15 protein-coding genes are annotated in these 17,898 nt (G+C 65.7%); 4 read left to right on the top strand and 11 right to left on the bottom strand.

The features are described from left to right. Positions 1–5: 5 nt before the first annotated feature. The 9 genes from ABE522_RS05955 to grxD form a co-directional block, all read right to left on the bottom strand. Positions 6–3,866 (bottom strand): pilus assembly protein, encoded by a 3,861-nt coding sequence (locus ABE522_RS05955; RefSeq protein ID WP_346590932.1) that lies wholly within the window; start codon positions 3,864–3,866, stop codon positions 6–8. Between the two features lie 10 nt (positions 3,867–3,876). Then, entirely contained in the window at positions 3,877–4,386 is a 510-nt protein-coding gene (locus ABE522_RS05950; RefSeq protein ID WP_042614182.1) for a pilus assembly PilX family protein, read from the bottom strand. A 4-nt stretch (positions 4,387–4,390) separates the two neighbouring features. Further along, positions 4,391–5,554, bottom strand: coding sequence for a PilW family protein (locus tag ABE522_RS05945; RefSeq protein ID WP_346590931.1), 1,164 nt, complete (start codon positions 5,552–5,554; stop codon positions 4,391–4,393). Continuing rightward, on the bottom strand, positions 5,551–6,027 hold the full coding sequence (gene pilV / locus ABE522_RS05940; protein ID WP_346590930.1) for a type IV pilus modification protein PilV: 477 nt from the start codon (positions 6,025–6,027) through the stop codon (positions 5,551–5,553). The genes ABE522_RS05945 and pilV overlap by 4 nt, the downstream gene beginning before the upstream one ends. Then, the gene (locus tag ABE522_RS05935; RefSeq protein WP_346590929.1) at positions 6,024–6,542 is read right to left on the bottom strand and encodes a GspH/FimT family pseudopilin; all 519 of its coding nucleotides are present in this window, start codon (positions 6,540–6,542) and stop codon (positions 6,024–6,026) included. The genes pilV and ABE522_RS05935 overlap by 4 nt, the downstream gene beginning before the upstream one ends. A 303-nt stretch (positions 6,543–6,845) precedes the next feature. Then, positions 6,846–8,237: a nucleotide 5'-monophosphate nucleosidase PpnN gene (gene ppnN / locus ABE522_RS05930; RefSeq protein ID WP_406846314.1), complete on the bottom strand. Its 1,392-nt coding sequence runs from the start codon at positions 8,235–8,237 to the stop codon at positions 6,846–6,848. A 109-nt stretch (positions 8,238–8,346) separates the two neighbouring features. Further along, entirely contained in the window at positions 8,347–11,640 is a 3,294-nt protein-coding gene (locus tag ABE522_RS05925; protein ID WP_346590927.1) for a TonB-dependent receptor, read from the bottom strand. A 242-nt stretch (positions 11,641–11,882) separates the two neighbouring features. Then, positions 11,883–12,632, bottom strand: coding sequence for an SDR family NAD(P)-dependent oxidoreductase (locus ABE522_RS05920; protein WP_346590926.1), 750 nt, complete (start codon positions 12,630–12,632; stop codon positions 11,883–11,885). Next, complete coding sequence (grxD, locus tag ABE522_RS05915) at positions 12,629–12,949, bottom strand: Grx4 family monothiol glutaredoxin (protein WP_042614176.1); 321 nt, start codon at positions 12,947–12,949, stop codon at positions 12,629–12,631. The genes ABE522_RS05920 and grxD overlap by 4 nt, the downstream gene beginning before the upstream one ends. A gap of 121 nt (positions 12,950–13,070) precedes the next feature. Between grxD and ABE522_RS05910 the strand changes: the two genes are divergently transcribed. Further along, entirely contained in the window at positions 13,071–13,652 is a 582-nt protein-coding gene (locus ABE522_RS05910; RefSeq protein ID WP_346590925.1) for a superoxide dismutase, read from the top strand. A gap of 198 nt (positions 13,653–13,850) precedes the next feature. Here the strand turns inward: ABE522_RS05910 and ABE522_RS05905 are convergent, their stop codons facing one another. Both ABE522_RS05905 and purE read right to left on the bottom strand, forming a co-directional pair. Then, the gene (locus ABE522_RS05905; protein WP_346590924.1) at positions 13,851–14,999 is read right to left on the bottom strand and encodes a 5-(carboxyamino)imidazole ribonucleotide synthase; all 1,149 of its coding nucleotides are present in this window, start codon (positions 14,997–14,999) and stop codon (positions 13,851–13,853) included. After that, positions 14,996–15,499: a 5-(carboxyamino)imidazole ribonucleotide mutase gene (gene purE, locus ABE522_RS05900; RefSeq protein ID WP_346590923.1), complete on the bottom strand. Its 504-nt coding sequence runs from the start codon at positions 15,497–15,499 to the stop codon at positions 14,996–14,998. The genes ABE522_RS05905 and purE overlap by 4 nt, the downstream gene beginning before the upstream one ends. Positions 15,500–15,557: 58 nt before the next feature. Between purE and ABE522_RS05895 the strand changes: the two genes are divergently transcribed. The 3 genes from ABE522_RS05895 (at position 15,558) to ABE522_RS05885 (ending at position 17,734) form a co-directional block, all read left to right on the top strand. After that, complete coding sequence (locus tag ABE522_RS05895; protein WP_042614172.1) at positions 15,558–15,827, top strand: Trm112 family protein; 270 nt, start codon at positions 15,558–15,560, stop codon at positions 15,825–15,827. Continuing rightward, complete coding sequence (gene nadC, locus ABE522_RS05890; protein WP_346590922.1) at positions 15,824–16,690, top strand: carboxylating nicotinate-nucleotide diphosphorylase; 867 nt, start codon at positions 15,824–15,826, stop codon at positions 16,688–16,690. Before ABE522_RS05895 ends, nadC begins: the two co-directional genes overlap by 4 nt. Before the next feature lie 105 nt (positions 16,691–16,795). Continuing rightward, positions 16,796–17,734 carry a DUF2272 domain-containing protein gene (locus ABE522_RS05885; protein ID WP_406846313.1) on the top strand — a complete coding sequence of 313 codons (939 nt, stop codon included), beginning with the start codon at positions 16,796–16,798 and terminating at the stop codon, positions 17,732–17,734. Positions 17,735–17,898: the final 164 nt, after the last annotated feature.

The following is a 17,898-nucleotide window of genomic DNA, read 5'->3' as shown; positions in this document are numbered from 1 at the left end:
CTCCATTACTGGATCTGGCGCCAGGACTGGCGACCGCAGGGATACGGAACATACATCGGCGGAGCGCCCGCTACGTTGACCACCATCCAGCAGCCCGAGCCCCCCGGCGGGGTCGGCGCGGGCGCGCCACCACCGGGGTTGGCCGGCGGCTGCAGGCGCGGCACCACGGAGACACCGACGTCCTTGACCGGCGCGGTACCTCCCGTGGCCAACGCCATGCTGGCGGTTCCCGCGACTGCGGTGGCACCGCTGATCGAGCCCATGCGCACACCGGACAAGGCACCACCCCCGGTGCGCGGATTGAGCCCGAACAGGTTGTTGCCACCGCCTGCGGTACAACCAGAGGTGATCGAGTCCGGGGTGTAGGTCGGGATGAACAGGATGCCGGACGCCAGCTCGGGATAACCCACCGCGCGCTCGCCGGCAGGCAGGTCGATGTACCAGCCGCGCGCGCTGGTGGGCGCGGTACCGCGGCTCAATGTCCGCCCACCGGTCCCGGCAGCCACCGTATACGGGGTCAGGCTGGTTCGCGTCAGGGTGCTGGTGACGGCCGCATTGGAGGTGTCGTTGAAACCATACAGACTCTGGATCTGCGTCGAGGAAATCGGCAGCGTGTCGTCATTGAAGGAGAAGCTGCCGGTACCGAACATCACCAGCACGCCGCCACTTTCACCGGCCGATGCCTGCAGGCCACCGGTGATAGGCTGGCGATACGTCGCCCCACTCTGCACGAAGGTGTTGGTCGTGAACACCGGCACGGTGACCGAATTGGCCGTGGACAGCAGGTCGAACTTCCACACCGCGCCCTTCAGGTCGGCCGCATAGACGGTGTCGGCATAGCCGTCCCGTACCCTGGCCGGCAAGCCGGTGGACGCATTGATGTTGGCCGTATCCAGCCGATCGAGCACGATGATGTTGCCCAGGCCATTGCTGCCGGCGATGCCCGAGTTGCTCTCGGTGGCTTCGATCATGCGGATCGTCGGCGTAGCCGCGTTACCGATATCCACCACGAACAGCACGGCTTTGCCGCTGCTGCTGGAATAGCCGTTACCGAAGATGGCCTTCCAACTGACGCCACCATTCAGGGTGCGCACCGGCACGATCACCGGCTTGCCGAGGACGTGGCCGATGTTGGCCTTGACTGCATCGGCACCGCTCAGGTCATTGATTTCCCAAAGCCGGTTGGTGGCAGTGAAGCTGCCCGGCGTGGTTACATCCAGCGCGAACACGCCCCGGCCACCCGCGCCGGTGCTGCCGACCAGCGTCGTATTCCAGGTGTCGTTGTAGTAGGTATCTGCAACGGCGAGCGGACCATCCACGAAGTAGCGATGAGAGAACTGCTGGGCATTCACCTTGGCCGGATCGTAGGGAATCAGCAGGTTGCCCATGTGACCGTACGAAGTGGCCGGGATGTAGCCGAACGTTTCACGTCCGCCGTTACCGCTGACCGCCCCGGTACCGTCCATGCCGCCATCGAAGGCGTGCAACATGCCGTCGTTGGCGCCGGCATACACCATGAAACGCTTGCTGGTGCGCTTGCTGTTCAAGTACGCGGCGTAGGTGCTGGCCAGGGTGCCGCCCAGCGCGCGGTACCCGAAATCGTCGGTCGGGGCGCTGATGACCGGCGTGGAATTGATGATGTCGCCCAGCGCGTTGGTGCGATCGCGAAGCTTGCCACTGCGACGGACTTCGTTGGCGGTATCACCCAGCAGGTAGTTGGCGGCGATGGTGGGCGTCGCGCCGAGTCCGGTCAGCCCGCCGGGCGTGCAGATCGCCTGACCCGGATACAACGAGCTGGACAGGCCGCAGAGCCCGGCCAACGTGACCGTGGTCGGGCCGAACTTGCGCACGCTGCTGCCGTCATTGAAGTACACGTTGCGCGCTGCGGCGGCAGGCAGCTGCGCGCTGGCCTCCCAGATCGGCGTGAACTGCGCTTCGCGCGCCGCATTGACGGTCACGCGGGACGCCGTCAGGCGGCTGAACCAGTCGGTACCGTTCTTCTGCACGCTGTATTCGGGCGACACCGTCAGCGAACCGGCGCCGATGCGCGCACCGCTGGTGGCCAGCGTGCCCGACGGCGACGCCGCAGCGCCGACGGCCTCGAGCACGCGACGCATCGCGTCGGTGACGTCGCCCGGCGTCTTGGCATTGATGAACTCACCGCGCGAATTGATCGCGGCATGCCACAACTCGTCGATCACCCGGCCATCGTCGCCCGAGAGCGGATCGCCACCGGCGTTCCAGTTCGGCGGGTTGGCATAGGGATCATCGGTTGCTGCCTGATTCACTTCATAGATGAGCCCCTGCGCACCCAGCGTCACGCCGTAGAAGTTCATGTGCAGGTTGGCTTGGCAGTCCAGCCGCTTCCATTGGGCAGACGAGGGGCTCAGCGTCGAGCATTCTTCCGGCACCGGCACCAGTCCGGTCTGGAAGCTGGCGCCGGTACGCAGGGGCGTCGACGCGCCGCCATAGTACGAAGCCGCGATGTCGGCGATGGTATTGCTGTAATTGTCGGCAAACGGCGCGCCGGGGAAATGGGTGCCGCCGGCGCTATCGGCATTGCCATAGCCACCGGCGGAGTTGCCGCTGTTGGTATAGCCATCGGTGAACAGCATGCCGCCATTGCGCTGGCACGCGCGCACGACCGGCGCACCGGCGTCGGTGCGGCGGAACTGTTCACCCAGGAAGGCCGCCGCCTGGCGGTTCGGCGTACCGCCGCTGGGGTTCAGGCCGTAGATCTGGTTGAACAGGTTCGCACGCTGGGTGGACACGTCATGCATGGTCACGTTGACGCGATTATTGATCGTGAAATAGCCGACCCGCATGTTCTCCACGCCAGCCATCGCGTGCGAGGACGAGCCCACCATCGACAGGATGCGGTTGCGGTGATACTGGAACCAGTTCGCGAAATTGACCTGCGCCGCCACCCGCGCGGTGGCGTCGGAATAGTTGTCCGGCAGGATCTGGTAGCGCCGCATGTTGCAGCCAGGACCGCAGGCATTGGCGATCACCGGGCGGTTGGCATCGGCGGTCTTGTAGCCGGCCGGGGCCGGCGCAGCTGCGGGCAGGTAGAAAGTCGCCGGCACGTAGGCCATCTGCACCGTGCAGTTGGCCCGCACCAGCACGTCCGAGGACAGCGTCGTCCAAGCGTTGCCGGTGCTGGGAAGACCGTTCGTGCCGGAGTTGCAGCTACGCGCATTGGAACGGTAGCGCGTCCCGGAAGGGATCGTCATCCCGGTCATGAACTGGAACGACTCGCCGTTGACCTCGCGATATGCAAGGTTGTAGATCGTGTTGTAGTCGTTGCTGAAATCAGTACCGTAAACCGAGGGATTACGCGGGTCGGCGCGGGCCCTGTCGAACGCGGCGTCAGGCCAGAGCGCTGGAATACCCGCAGCCGGCGGCTCCGGAAGGCTCCACGGGTCGTACTTCACGTTCGGGTTGTAGTAACTCGCGTTGTACGCGGGAGATCGCGCAAAACCGAACTCATCGATCGGCGGAATGGCGCGACCCGGGGTGTAAGAGGTATTGAACGACGCGTGCGGGAACAGGTACAGATAGCAGTCGACCGAGTTGTTCGCGCAGCCCTCGCCCACGTCGTAGAACACGCCGGCCGAACGGAAGAAGCTGCTGCCGTTCCACTGCATGCGTCCATCGCCGCCCTGGAAGATGCGCTCGAAGGTCATCGAGTTCGAGTCATCGACCGCCATGATGAAAGCCGGCTGGATCGAGGTGGTGTTGTTCAATGGAGCCTGCGCCAGGGCACCCTGCCCCTGCGCGGCGAACAGGCTGTAGGCGAAATAGGCGCCCGCGCCCAGCACGACAGCAGCGGACGCAGCAGCGATCCGGAAAGTACGACGTGTCATGCCGGTGGCCTCAGAGCTTGAAGACGGTGTCGACCGAGGCCGTGGACGAGGAATCCGTCGCGGTATCGGTGGCAAAGGTGGTGATCTGGTAGACCGGCGTGACCGGGTCGAGTGCATCGCCCATCGCCAGCGAGCCGCCACCGATGATGCAGGCGTCGATGCGTCGTACGTTGACCGCCTGGGCGGTGGTCAACGGGCGCCCACGCCCCCAGCTGACCGGATCGAAAGCGACGTCACAGTTCTGCTGGATATCGGTATCCACCAGCGGCGCATTGGCCGGCGCGGCGGTGCGGTTGGCGATCGCTTCCAACGCGTTTTCGCTACGCCGGGTGACGCCTTCGGCATTCTGGAAGGCGACGTTGGTGGCGCGGTAATTGGCCGCCATTTTTTCCTGCATGCCGGCAACCTGCATGCCGGCGATGCCGATCAGCGCCAGCAGGATCAGCATGATCAGCGCGACGTACAACACGGCGCCGCGCTGGTTGCGGGGCATGGGTCGCAGGCGGGCAGGAGCATTCATCGCATCAGTTCCCGAACAGTCGGTTGCGCAGGGCAATCGTGGATTCATAGGTGGTGCGGTAGCGGCCGTCGCTGGCCGTGGCCGGCGCGAAGCCGACCCCGAGCGCGCGCGGATAGTTGACCGCGTCCGTGGGCGCTTCGGCCTGCGAACGCGCCGGGCTGCGGGCCAGCACGCCCACCTGGACCTGTCCGACGCGGCGCCACTGCGCGGCACCGGTGGCATTTGCATCGCTGGTGACGCCACTGGCCACGGCCTGGGTGGTGATGTTGCCGGCCGGCGGCGTGGTGGAGCTCATCTCGGTGGTGCTGTCGAGGCCGAACAGCAGCTGCAGGCTTTCGATGCCTTCCACCAGTTCTTCCCTCAAGCCATAGCCGTTGTTTCCGTCGGCCCGCGCACGCATCAATGCAGGCTCGCCAGACCCCGAGGTGCCAACGTAATACACCACCGATTCGGCGCGGTAGATCATCGTCTGGCCGGTGGGCTGCACGGTGAAGCGGTTGAGGTTGGATCCCAGGGCCGTGACGCTGCCCGCCGTGTAGGTGCCCCTGAACACATTGGCATGGCTGCAGTCCGCAACGCCGAACAGATTGGGCGTGCCTACGCCGCCCTCGTTGAACCGCGCGCCGGCAGTGGCATCGAAGCCCACCACGCTGTCGGTGTTGGCGGTCAACGCAGTGACCGGCACCCCCTCGGCGGCGAGATAGCGCAGCACCAGAATGTCGCTGCCACCACGCGGATTCAACGCGGCGATCGCGGCCGGCAGCCCGGCCGGACCGGCCCAGGTAGCGCCCAGGGTCAACTGGCCGCCCGGCGCGGTGCTTGGCGCCTCATAGCCCTGGATGCTGACAGTGAAATCCAACGGATGGCCAGAGCCGGTAGCGGCCCCGGTGTTGACCACCGGGTCGCCCTCGCCTCTCACGAAATGGGCCTGGTCGTTCACGCAGCCGAAGTGACCGGCCATGCGGATGTCACGCTGCAGGAATTCGATCGCGAAACGACCGTTTTCCTGCGCACGGGCATTGCCTTCGGCCAACCGCGAAGCAGCGCGCGACGCGGCGAAGATCTGGATCACGCCCAGCATCAGCACCAGGCCGATGACCATGGCGATCATCAGCTCGATCAGCGACAGGCCGGCCTGGCGACGCGCGGCAGAGACTGCGCGCGTCACAGCTGCGACACCAGGGTGAACGTGGTCCGCCCGTCAGGATTTGCAGGATCCCAGCGCTGGTCGCCCCAGGCGATGCCCACGGTGACCTGGCCGTTGGCGTTGACTACCGTCGCACTGGCGCCCTCGCCGAGGGCCTGGACCACCTGGCACTGCCAGCGGGTGATGTTGTTGTTGAGCGTTACCGCAGTGCCCAGCGTACGCGAGCAACTGGATGCCCGGACCGTCCCAGCGGCGAAGGCTGCATTGGTATACCAGCCGGCCTGGTAGCGGTTGCTGCGCATCTGGTCGAGCAGGTCATAGGCCAGGTTGGTGGCCTGGGTGCGGTAGTTGGAACTCTGCACGAAACGCACGCTCATGGTCTGCAGCATGGCGAAACCGAGCAGGCCGAAGGCCAGGATCAGCACCGCCACCAGCACCTCGATCATGCTGAAGCCGCGTTGGGTGCGTGCGAAGGAAGGAAGACGACGACTCATTGGCAGGCGCCCTTGATGGAATTGATCTGGCCGGCGGCGTTGATGTCCAGCCGGCGACGAAGCGCCTCACCGCCACACTCCGTCGGCTGCAGGGTCAGCGACTGGGCGGCGGCGGCACGGCGTCGGCCGCGGTTGTCGAAGGCGATGACCGCCGTGCTGGGCCCGCCCGCCGTCAGGGAATCGGTCTTGACCGGGATGTAGCGCAGGACGGTTTCGCCAGCCTGGTAGGTGCCGTCGCCGTTCACATCGGCCCAGGCCAGCATGCCGCGCGACCAGTTGTTGTCGCACGAGGTGCCCGTGGCGCTGCCGCAGACCCCACCGCCGCGCTTGTTGCGCACCGCTTCACTGCGCGCCAGCGACAACAGGGCGGTCATTTCGTTGCCGGTGGCCGCGACGCGGTTGGAACGGATGGTGCTCTGGAAACTCGGGAACGCGATGGTCGACAGGATCGCCAAGACGGCAACCGTGACCATCAGTTCCAGCAGCGTGAAGCCCTTGGACAGGCGCAAAGACATGGACCGCTCCCCAGCGTGATGTCGGCACGATGAGGCACGCCTGCGCGCGCCGCAAGGGCGTGCAGGACGAACGGTCATTCGGGGGCGACAAGCGTCAAAAGATCGGCGCCGCAAGGGCGACAGGCGTGACGACCAACGGTCGTCACCTACCCGGGGCGAGGGCTGACGGCCAGCGGCCGTCACGACCGGGATCCACGGTAGCGCCGAGCCATGCTCGGCGAGCGCAGCGGCGAAGGCGTGACGACCAACGGTCGTCACCCACCAACCAACGGTTGACGGCCAGCGGCCGTCACTACCCGACCGTCAGGTGACCACCTGGTAGCACGGCTTGTACTCGCCGGAGATCTTCATCCGGCGCTGGTCGACAAAGGCGCGCAGCAGCGCGTCCAGCGCCTGCATCATGTCGGCGTCACCGTGAATCTGGAACGGACCGGACTCCTCGATCCGGCGCATGCCGTCTTCCTTCACGTTACCGGCGACGATGCCGGAGAACGCGCGGCGCAGGTCGGCCGCCAGGGCGTGCGGGGCACGGCCGTGGTGCAGGTCCAGTCCGGCCATCGCTTCATGCGTGGGTTCGAACGGCTGCTGGTACTCCCACGGGATGTCGATGGACCAGTTGAAGAAGAACGAATCCTTTTGCGCCAGGCGGTGTTCGCGCACCTGCTTGATGCCTGCGGTCATCTTGCGCGCGACCGCCGACGGGTCGCCGATGATGATCTGGTAGCGCTCGGCGGCCGCATCGCCCAGGGTCAGGCGGATGAAGCGGTCGATCTGCTCGAAATACGGCGCGGCCACGGTCGGGCCGGTCAGGATCAGCGGGAACGGCAGGTCCTTGTTTTCTTCGCGCAGCAGGATGCCGAGCAGGTACAGGATCTCTTCCGCCGTGCCCACGCCACCGGCGAACACGATGATGCCGTGGCCGATGCGCACGAACGCTTCAAGCCGCTTCTCGATGTCCGGCATGATCACCAGGTGGTTCACGATCGGGTTCGGCGACTCGGCCGCGATGATGCCCGGCTCGGTCAGGCCGATGTAGCGCGACACGCTCTTGCGCTGCTTGGCATGGGCGATGGTGGCGCCCTTCATCGGGCCCTTCATCGCGCCCGGGCCACAGCCGGTGCAGATGTCCAGCCCGCGCAGGCCCAGCTCGTAGCCGACCTGCTTGGTGTACAGGTATTCGTCGCGACCGATCGAATGGCCGCCCCAGCAGACCACCAGGTTCGGGTCGCCCGGGTTGAGGATGCGCGCATTGCGCAGCAGCCCGAACACCGCATTGGTGATGCCGTCCGAAGACTCCAGTTCGGCCGCGTAGGCCGGGCCCATTTCGATGGCCATGTAGGCCAGGTCGCGGACCACCGCGAACAGCAGTTCGGCCACGCCGCGGATGATCTCGCCGTCCACGAAGGCCATCGCCGGCGCGTTGGCCAGGTCGATGCGCACGCCGCGGTCCTGCTGGGCAACCTGGATGTCGAAATCCGGGTACAGGTCACGCGCCGCGCGCGGGTCGTCCGAGGCGCTGCCACTGGTCAGCACCGCCAGCGCGCAACGGCGCAGCAGTTCGTGCATGCCGCCACCGGAGGCATCGCGCAGGCGCGCGACTTCCGCCCGGGACAGCACATCCAGCCCACCGCGCGGGTAGATCCGCGCGTCCTGCACCGGCAGCGTACGTGCCGGCTTTTCAATCGTCGTGGTCATGTCCAACGTTTCGCTTCCTCAAGGTGTCCGACTGTAGCGCTGCCCCCATGAAAAAGAAAACGGCCGGGTTTCCCCGGCCGTTTCCATTCACATCAGGTACCGCTACCCATTAGAACTTGTAGCGGAAGCCAACCTGCAGCGACCAACGCGATTCCCAATCGGTCAGATTGACCTTGGTGACGTTGTTTGCGTTGAAGTTGTAGATGTACTTGCCGGTAGCCGGATCAATACCGGCAAAGTTCGTCGCACCGCGACCACTGAACGGCGAGGCATAGCTGACCTTGCCCCAATCCTTGTTCAGCAGGTTGCCCACGTTCATCACGTCAACCCAGATCTCTGCCTTGTGACCCTCGAAGAAGGCCGGGAGCTCCTGGCTGATACGGATGTCGAAGGTGTTCACCCACTTGTTGCGGGCACTGTTACGCGGAGCGATGCCACCTGCAAAGCGAGACAGATCGCCTTCGCCGTTCAGGAACTCGAAGAACGCATCTTCCATCGCGGCGCCGCCGGTGAACAGCACGTCGCCACGGCCGGCCGGCACATACAGCAGATCGTTGCTGTAGCCATCGCCGTTGGCATCGTTCAGGAAGCGCCAGCTGTACGGCAGGCCCGAACGTCCTTCATAAAACAGCGAGAAGGTCGTGTCGTTATCACCGAAGAATGCCTTGCGGAACTGCAGGCTGCCGGTGATGCGGTCCTTGATCTCGTAGTTGGAGGTCGAAGCAACTGCGTCATTCGGATTGACGCCGATCACGCCGTTCCAGTTAGAGATCGCACGCGACGAGGTCAGCGGGCTGACTTCGGTGGCGTCGGTGTAGGTGTAACCCAGCGACCAGCCCCAGTTTTCGGTCAGCGGCTTGCTCAGGCTTGCGGTGAACTGCGTGCTGCGACCCTTGTCGGTGTTCTTCAGCAGGATCACGCCATCGTTGTGCCAACCGGTGATGTTCTCGTAACCCGGGATGGCATCGGCTGCTGCAGCGACACCGTTGTTGCTGCCCGCACGGACGCCGGTGCCTGCATAGGGGTTGGACCAATACATGTCACGACCATCCTGACCGCGCACCGCATTGACGTTGCCGATATCCAGGCGCTCGAACGCAATGCCGTCCTTCACCTTGGTATACAGCAGCTCCAACGAGCCGGTGATGCCGTACCACGGCAGTTCATGGTCGAAGGCGATGTTGGACTTCCACACTGAAGGCTGGCGAATGCCCTTGTCCATCAGGTTCACCAAGGTGGTGTAGCCCGATGCCGGAGACGGCACAGTGGGGTTGTCCGGATCCAGCGTAGCCGGCAGGCTGGCCCACATTGCCTCGCGCTGAGCCTGGCTAAGACCGGCAGCACGTGCGTTGTAGCCAATAAGGCCGAAGCCGCTGTTCTGGTAGGAGTTACCCACCCACACGTTGGCCGCAGCGCCCTGGAACAGGCCCACGCCGCCGCGCAGCTGCGTCGGACGCTCACTGTCGAAGGTGTAGTTGAAGCCGAAGCGCGGCTGCACCAGCGCCTTGTCCAGCGTCTCGCGGTTGTCGCGGCCGTAGATTTCCTGCACCAGCAGATTGTGCACCGGAACGTCATCGACGTCCGGAATGTCGACGCGCAGGCCGAACATCAGATTCAGGTTGTAGTTGACGGCCCAGGTGTCCTGTACGAACAGACCTGTGTTCTTGTGCTTGTACTGCATCGCCACAGAGTCAAGACCCTGGCCCGGAACCGGTGCATTCAGGTCGTAGACCCAGTAACGGCCGTTACGGAAGTCATCCAGGTTGGCGAAGCCGTAGGTGCCCCAGATGTTCTGCGCGTAGAGGTTGTAGATGTCGTTCGATTCCCAGTCGAAACCGAACTTGATGGTGTGGTCGCCCACATACCAGTTCGCCGCGCCGTAGGCGGTGGTGGTCTCGGTGTTGATCTGGTTGCCGTGCCGGAACTCGTCAGCACCCGCTGCCAGATACGGCGGAGCCACGTTGGAGTTGCCAGCACCACTGCCGATCACGATCTGCGGCAGACGCGAGTACACACTGCTCAGCGAGTCATAGGTACGACGGCCGACCTTGAACTCGGTCGAGAAATTGTCGCTCCAGTCGCTGAAGAGCTGGACCACGCTGGTCTCGACTTCTTTGGTCACGTCGAACCAGCGGCTGCTCAGCGCCAAGGCCGGACCGGTCGTGGTCATGCCATGGCCGGAGTAGCCCGTGGAAAGGCTGCTACCACCCAGGTTCGGATCGGTCTGCTCCAGCTTGGAGAAGCGAGCCGACAGACGGTGGTCGTCATTGATGTTCCAGTCGATCTTTGCAGCGTATTCTTCGACTTCCTGCTTGGTCTCGGTCGGCGCGTCGGCGCTGCCCAGGTCCACTCCGTACACATCACGTGCGATCTGCTGCGCTTCGCTGATGAAGGCCGGATCGATGTCCACGACGTTGGTCGCGTTGGAACCACGCGGACCGTACGACGATGCAGCGCGGCTGCGCTCGAACTTTTCGTAGTTGGCGAAGAAGAACAGTTTGTCCTTGATGATCGGGCCACCGAAGGTCGCGCCGAAGGTCTTCTCATCTTCGAAGCCGGTGAACTTGGCGTCGGTGTCGGGATGGTCACCGACCATGTCCTTGTCACGGTAAGTACCGTAAACCGAACCATGGAACTCGTTGGTGCCCGACTTGGTCACCGCATCAATCACGGCGCCGGTCGCGCCAGTGATGGTGGTGTCATAGTTGGCGACGTCGATGTTGATGGCTTCAATAGCGTCCATCGACACCGGCTGGCGCAGGGTCGGGAAACCGTTTGATTCCAAGCCGAAGGTATCGCTGGTGTTGACGCCGTCGATACGGATCGCGTTGTAGCGCGGATTCTGGCCGCCAACGGTCAACTCGCCACGCGACTTGTCGCTCTGGCTGATGCGCGGATCCAGGCGAACGTAGTCCTGGATGTTGCGATTGATCGACGGCAGCGCTTCGATCTGCTCCTGCGAAACCGAGCTACCCGTACCCATCTTGTTGGCGCTGAAAAGATCCGAACCACCCGCGACGGCCATGACCTGCACAGCTTCCAGCGTGGTTGCAGTCAGGTCGCCACCCAGCGAGCCGTTGACCGTATTGGTCTGGCTCAGGCTGAGGAACACGTTCTGCTCGGTCTTGGTGCCTTCACCGGACTTGGTGATGGTGATGGTGTACGGACCACCCACGCGCAGGCCTCGCGCGTTGTAACGACCAGATGCATCGGTGGTTGCACGGGAAACCGTACCGGACTCAACGTGCGTGATGGTGACTTCAGCGCCGGCAACAGGCGCGCCCACCGAGGACGTAACCTGACCAGCGACGCCGGCAGAAGTGTTCTGGGCAAAGGCAGGAGCGGCGGCAAGCACGGTCAAGAGGCCAAGGGTGAGCTTGGACATCCGGAGAGTGTGGTTCATCTAGGGTAGCCTCGATGGGAGTTGGCGATGGCGGATAAAAAAGCGCATCCAGGCAGCCTTGCGGGCGGCTGCTCGGACAGTTATCTGGGGTTCCCAACCGTGAACGGCAGCTGCCGCAACGGTTAACAATAGATTAACACGGTACGATCCGAATGTGACGGTAGTGCGACAGAAGCGGCCTGATCGCAACCCAATCGTGACGGTTCCTTCACTCCCCGCGAAGCTTTGCCTCACAAAACTGGCTATTCAGGCCTGACGGCCTTCACGCTTCCGCGCCACGTCAAGCCTTCCTGCGACAGCAGGTGCACCGCATCGGCGGCGGCCTTTTCCGGCCCCCTGGCCACATCATCCTGATCCAACGACCACGCCCGCGCGCGCAGCGCCGTCCGCATCGGGGCCGGCTGCAGCCCGGCAATGCGTACCGGTCCCTGCTTCAACTCGTCGTGCAGGCTGGCCAGCAGTCCCCGCAGCCCATGCTGGGCCACGCCGTAGCCGCCCCAATAGGCGGCCCCCACCCGTGCCGGGTCGTCCAGGCAGAACACCACCGCCGCATCCTCGCGCTGCTTCAACAACGGCAGGCAGGCCTGCACCAGCAGGGCGGGCGCGGTCAGGGTGACATGCAGGGCGCGGGCGAACGCAGCTGGTTCAGCCAGCTCGAACGGGGTCAAACCCGGGAAATCCGCAGCGCAGACCAGGATGCCGTCCAGGCGGCCCAGTTCGGCCTGCACGCGGCCGGCCAGTTCGGCGAAATCGTCCGGGGTGGCGCCTTCCAGGTCCAGCGGATACAGCAGCGGCTCCGGTCCGGCTTGTTGCACCTGGGCGTAGACCCGATCAAGCCGGCGCGGCTTGCGCCCGAGCAGGATCACCGTGGCCCCGGCCGCCGCGCAGGCCACCGCGGCGGCGCTGCCGAGCCCGCCACCGGCGCCGACTACCAGGATCACCCGGCCTTCGAGCGCGCCGGCTTCGGCGTCAGGCGACGCGGCCAGGCTCATGCAACCGAGGCTTCTTCGACGATGCGCTTGAGCTCGCCGGCTTCGAACAGTTCCATCACGATGTCGCAGCCCCCGATCAGCTCACCGTGCATGAACAGCTGCGGGAACGTCGGCAGGTTGGAAAAGCGCGGCAGGTTGGCGCGGATTTCCGGTTCTTCCAGTACGTTGATGGTGCGCAGGGACACCGCCCCGGCGGCCATCAGGGCCTGTACGGCGCGGCTGGAAAAACCACACATCGGGTATTGCGGCGTACCCTTCATGAACAGCACGAGGGGGTAACGATCGACTTCGGCCTGGATCTGCTGCATCACTGCCACAACCACACTGCCTCCCGGATGGGCGAATCCGACCGCGACGGTCGGCTAGACTTCCCACAGTAGCCGTCATTGTAAGCCGATGGAACCGGCCACCGGCGCCCTCCTTCCCTTCCTTCATCGCATGCCCATGGAACTTACCGACCTTCCCTACTCGCCTGGCGCCCTGCAGCCCCACCTGTCCGAAAGGTCCGTGGCGCTGCAGCATGGGCAACACCAGCGCGGCTGCGTGGATCAGGTGAATGCGCGGATCGTGGGCACCGAATGGGAGGATGCGCCGCTGGAGCGGATCGTGCGCGAAAGCCAGGGGACGCTGTTCGAAGCGGCCGCCCAGGCCTGGAACCTGCAGTTCCAATGGCAGAGCCTGCGGCCGCGCGGTGGCGGCGATCCCGTGGGGCGCTTGGCTGATCGGGTGAAGCGTTGCTTCGGTGACACCGCCAGCCTGCGCAAGGCGTTCAATGACGCCGCGCTGGGGCTGTTCGGTGCCGGCTGGGCGTGGCTGGTGCTGCATCCGGACGGCAGCCTGGCCGTGGTGGTGACCCGCAATGCCGCCACGCCGTTGACCAGCCACAGCGTGCCGCTGCTGGCCTGCAATCTGTGGGAACACGCGTATTACCTGGATTACCAGAACGACCGCGCGCGCTATCTGGAAGCATGGTGGAAGGCGGTCAACTGGGAATTCGCTGCGGAGCAGCTGCCGGGTTGAGCGGCGCGCCGAAGGCAGCGGCACGACGTGACGGCCAGCGGCCGTCACCCACCATTGAATGACGGCCAGCGGCCGTCACTACCCGTCATCGAGCAGACCTGGTAGCGCCGAGCCATGCTCGGCGAGCGCAGCGGCACGACGTGACGGCCAACGGTCGTCACTACCCATCCAATGACGGCCAGCGGCCGTCACTACCGGTCAGGCGCGCAGGGCTTGGACGGCCGGGGATACCTGGGCCTGTCGACCCAACGCTTCGCCTACCTGCTCCAATGCCGACGCGAGCGCGGATGCGTCATCGTCGCGCAGGGTGGCATGGCCGACCTTGCGACCGTCGCGCGGCTGCTTGCCGTAGTCATGCCAATGGCCACTGGCCTGCGCCAGCACCGGCGCCGGATCAGGCATCACGCCGATCCAGTTGAGCATGCAGGCATGCCCCAGCATGCGCGTATCGCCCAGCGGCAGGCCCAGCACCGCACGCAGGTGGTTCTCGAACTGCGAGGTCTCGCTGCCTTCGATGGTCCAGTGACCCGAATTGTGCACGCGCGGCGCCATCTCGTTGGCCAGCAGTTCGCCATCGCGGCAGAACAGCTCCAGCGCGAACACGCCCACGTACTGCAGGTGCTCGGCCAGGGTCCGGGCATAGCCGATCGCCGCCTGTTGCCCGGCTTCGGACAATGTTGCCGGCGCGACACTCGCCGACAGCACGCCGTCGACGTGCCAGTTGCCGGTCACCGGATACGCCTGGAAGCTGCCATCGCGGCCGCGCACGGCCACTACGCTGACTTCGCGCTGGAAGGCCACGAAACCCTCCAGGATCAGGCCGGTCCTGTCGACCTGCGCGCCCAATGCGTCCCACGCTGCATCGATGTCGGCTTCGGTGCGCAGCCGGAACTGGCCCTTGCCGTCATAGCCCAGTCGGCGGGTTTTAAGAATGCACGGCAAGCCGAACGCGGCGACCTTTTCGGCCAGCTGGTCGCGGCTGGCGATGTCGGCGAACGGCGGCAGCGGAATGCCCAGCTGCTGGAACAGCGTCTTCTCGCTGAGCCGATCCTGTGCCACGGCCAGTGCCGACGGCGGCGGATACACCGGCACCAGGTCGGCCAGCCACTGCGCGCTGTCGGCCGGCACGTTCTCGAAATCGAAGGTGACCACGTCCACCTTGGCGGCAAACGCGGCCAAGGCCTGGCGGTCGTCGAACGCGGCCACGGTCAGCGGCGCCAGCGGTCCGCCGCAGGCATCGGCGGCCGGATCGAACAGCTCGAAGCGCAGCCCCATCGGCGCACCGGCCAGGACCATCATGCGGGCCAGCTGGCCGCCGCCCAGGATGCCAACGGTCTTCGTGCTCATTGACGCGGATCGTCGTGGGCCATGACCTCTTCGGTCTGGCGTGCGCGGAAGGCTTCCAGCGCCGTGCCGATGGCCGGCTGGTCACTGGCCAGCATCGCCGCGGCGAACAGCGCCGCGTTGGAGGCACCGGCATTGCCGATGGCGAAGGTGGCGACCGGGATGCCGGCCGGCATCTGCACGATCGACAACAGCGAATCCATGCCGTTCAGCGCCTTGGACTGCACCGGCACGCCCAGCACCGGCACGGCGGTCTTGGCCGCGATCATGCCCGGCAGGTGCGCGGCGCCACCGGCACCGGCAATGATCGCGCGCAGGCCGCGCGGACCGGCCTGCTCGGCGTAGTCGAACAACACGTCCGGGGTGCGGTGGGCCGAGACCACCTTCACTTCGAACGGAATACCCAGCGCTTCAAGCTTCTGGGCGGCGTGCTGCATGGTCTCCCAGTCGGAGCGGGAACCCATGACGATGCCGACGAGCGGCGCGGATTGGTTGGGGGTCATTGGCCGTCACCTGCCTTAAAGACGTATTCTAGCCGTCTTCCACGCAAGACGAAGAACCATGGATCGCAAGCTGCTTGACCTGCTGGTATCGCCTGACACCCGCCAGCCCCTGTCCCTGCTGGATGCCAAGGGCCTGGAAGCCCTCAACCGCGCCATCGGTGCCGGTACCGTCAACAAGGCCGACGGCAATCCGCTCGCCCAGCCGTTGCGCCAGGCACTGGTGACCCGCGACCGCAAGCAGGTGTTCCGCCTGGACGACGGCATCCCGGTGCTGCTGGCCGAAGAAGCCATCGCCACCGCGCAGATCGCGGACTTCCCTTCCGCATGAGCACGGCCGCCGCGGGCGCGTTGATCGCGCCGGATCCGGCGCAGGTCGTCGCCGACGTGGCGCGTGCGCTGGCTGAAGATATCGGCGGCGGCGATGTCACCGCCGCGCTGCTGCCCGACCACGCTGACAGCGCCTACCTGCTGTGCAAGCAGGACGCGGTGATCGCTGGACGCCCCTGGTTCGACGCTACCCATCGGGCCCTGGATCCGCAGGTGCGCATCGACTGGCAGGTCAGCGAAGGCCAGGCCGTGGCCGCCGGCACCGTGCTGGCGCTGCTGCACGGGCGCAACCGCTCGCTGGTCAGCGCCGAGCGCACCTCGCTGAACTTCCTGCAGACCCTGTCCGGCACCGCGACGATCACCGCGCGCCATGTCGCCGCGGTGGCCGGCACCGGCACCCGCATCCTGGACACCCGCAAGACCCTGCCCGGCCTGCGCCTGGCGCAGAAGTACGCGGTGCGCTGTGGCGGCGGCGACAACCACCGCATCGGCCTGTACGACACGGTGATGCTGAAGGAAAACCACATCCGCGCCGCTGGCTCATTGCCGGCCGCGGTGGATGCGGCGCGCACGATGTGGCCGCAGCTGCCGCTGGTGGTGGAAGTGGAAGACCTTGACCAGCTGCAGCAGGCACTGCTGTCCGGCTGTGATCGCATCCTGCTGGATGACTTCCCGGCCGCGCTGCGCCGCGAAGCGGTACGCATCACCGCCGGACGCATTCCGCTGGAAGTCTCCGGCAGCGTCGGTCTGGATGGCCTGCGCGCGATTGCCGAAGACGGCGTGGACTGCATTTCCATCGGCGGCCTGACCAAGCACGTGCAGGCCATCGACCTGTCGCTGAAGCTCGGCCCGCCACCGGGCTGAGGGGAGCGTGCCGACCATGGTCGGCACTACGTCACCCGACAGGTGCACCCGCTATTCACGTGCACACTGAGACGCTGCGCCCCTCCCCCTTCTGCGGAGCACCGCATGCGCCGGTTGCTGCTTGCCTGCCTGTTGCCCTTCTGCGCGCTCGGCCTGTCCAGCGTCAGCACCGATGCCGCGGCGGCCGAAGCCTGCGATGTGCCGCCGCCCTACGGCCTGAGCCCGTTGGCGCTGTCGATCCGGCAGACCGCCTGCAATGAACACCGCCTGTGGTTTCGTCCGTTCATCGACCGCGAAGGGCGCGCCGCCAGCCTGGCGGTGACCGAAGCCGAGAATGAGCACCTTGCCGACAACGGCCTGATTGCCTGGCAACGGGTCTCTGGTTACTGGCGCGACAGCGGCACCTTGAATGCGATGGGCGCCATCCCCGGCGCCAGCAGCTGCATCGCCCCGTTGGGATCGCGCTACACCGACAGCGACTGCCGTGCCTTCCTGATCGACAACCCGTGGTCGGCCGCCTTCATTTCCTGGGTAATGGTGCGCGCCGGGGTTCCCGGCTTCAACGCCTCCCCGCGCCACATCGATTACATCCGTGCCGCCTACAACGGCGCATCGCCCTATCGTCTTGCCGATCCGGCAGCGGAAAAACCCGCCGTCGGCGACCTCCTGTGCTTCCTGCGCGACCGCCGGGAGACCCTGACCTACACCGGCCTGGTGCAGGCGCTGGGCAACGGCTCGGTGGGTCATTGGAAGTCGCATTGCGAGGTCGTGGTGTCGGCCAACATGGGCGGCGACCGCACCCTGTACCTGGTCGGCGGCAACGTCCTCAATACGGTGGCGATGCGCATGCTGATGCTCGACCGCACTGGCCGGATCGAACTGCCGACCAAGCGCGACGCCGAGCCGGATGGGATCGCCGCGACGTGCACGCCGGGGCGCGAAGAGGAATGCAGTTTCAACCGGCAGGATTGGGCGGCGCTGTTGAAGCTGACGGCGGCCGCGCCGATGCAGGCGCCTTTGCCGGTGGCTGCACCTACGGAGTGAGTGAGGGTCGAACGGGTGAGACCCCCCTCGCGGGTGGCTTTTAAGCTTGAGCTGGGGGTGGGGCCGGGGGGGGGGGGGGTGGGGGGGGGCCCCACCCGGAGCCAAAAGAAAGGGGGGGGGGGCCACCCCCCCACCCCCCCCCCCCCCCCCCCCCCCCCCCCCCC

Source organism: Stenotrophomonas lacuserhaii (assembly GCF_039674585.1).
GTDB classification, from domain to species: domain Bacteria; phylum Pseudomonadota; class Gammaproteobacteria; order Xanthomonadales; family Xanthomonadaceae; genus Stenotrophomonas; species Stenotrophomonas pennii_A.
The sequence above is the reverse complement of the archived record's forward strand: the minus strand, read 5'-3'. Positions and strand labels throughout refer to the sequence as shown.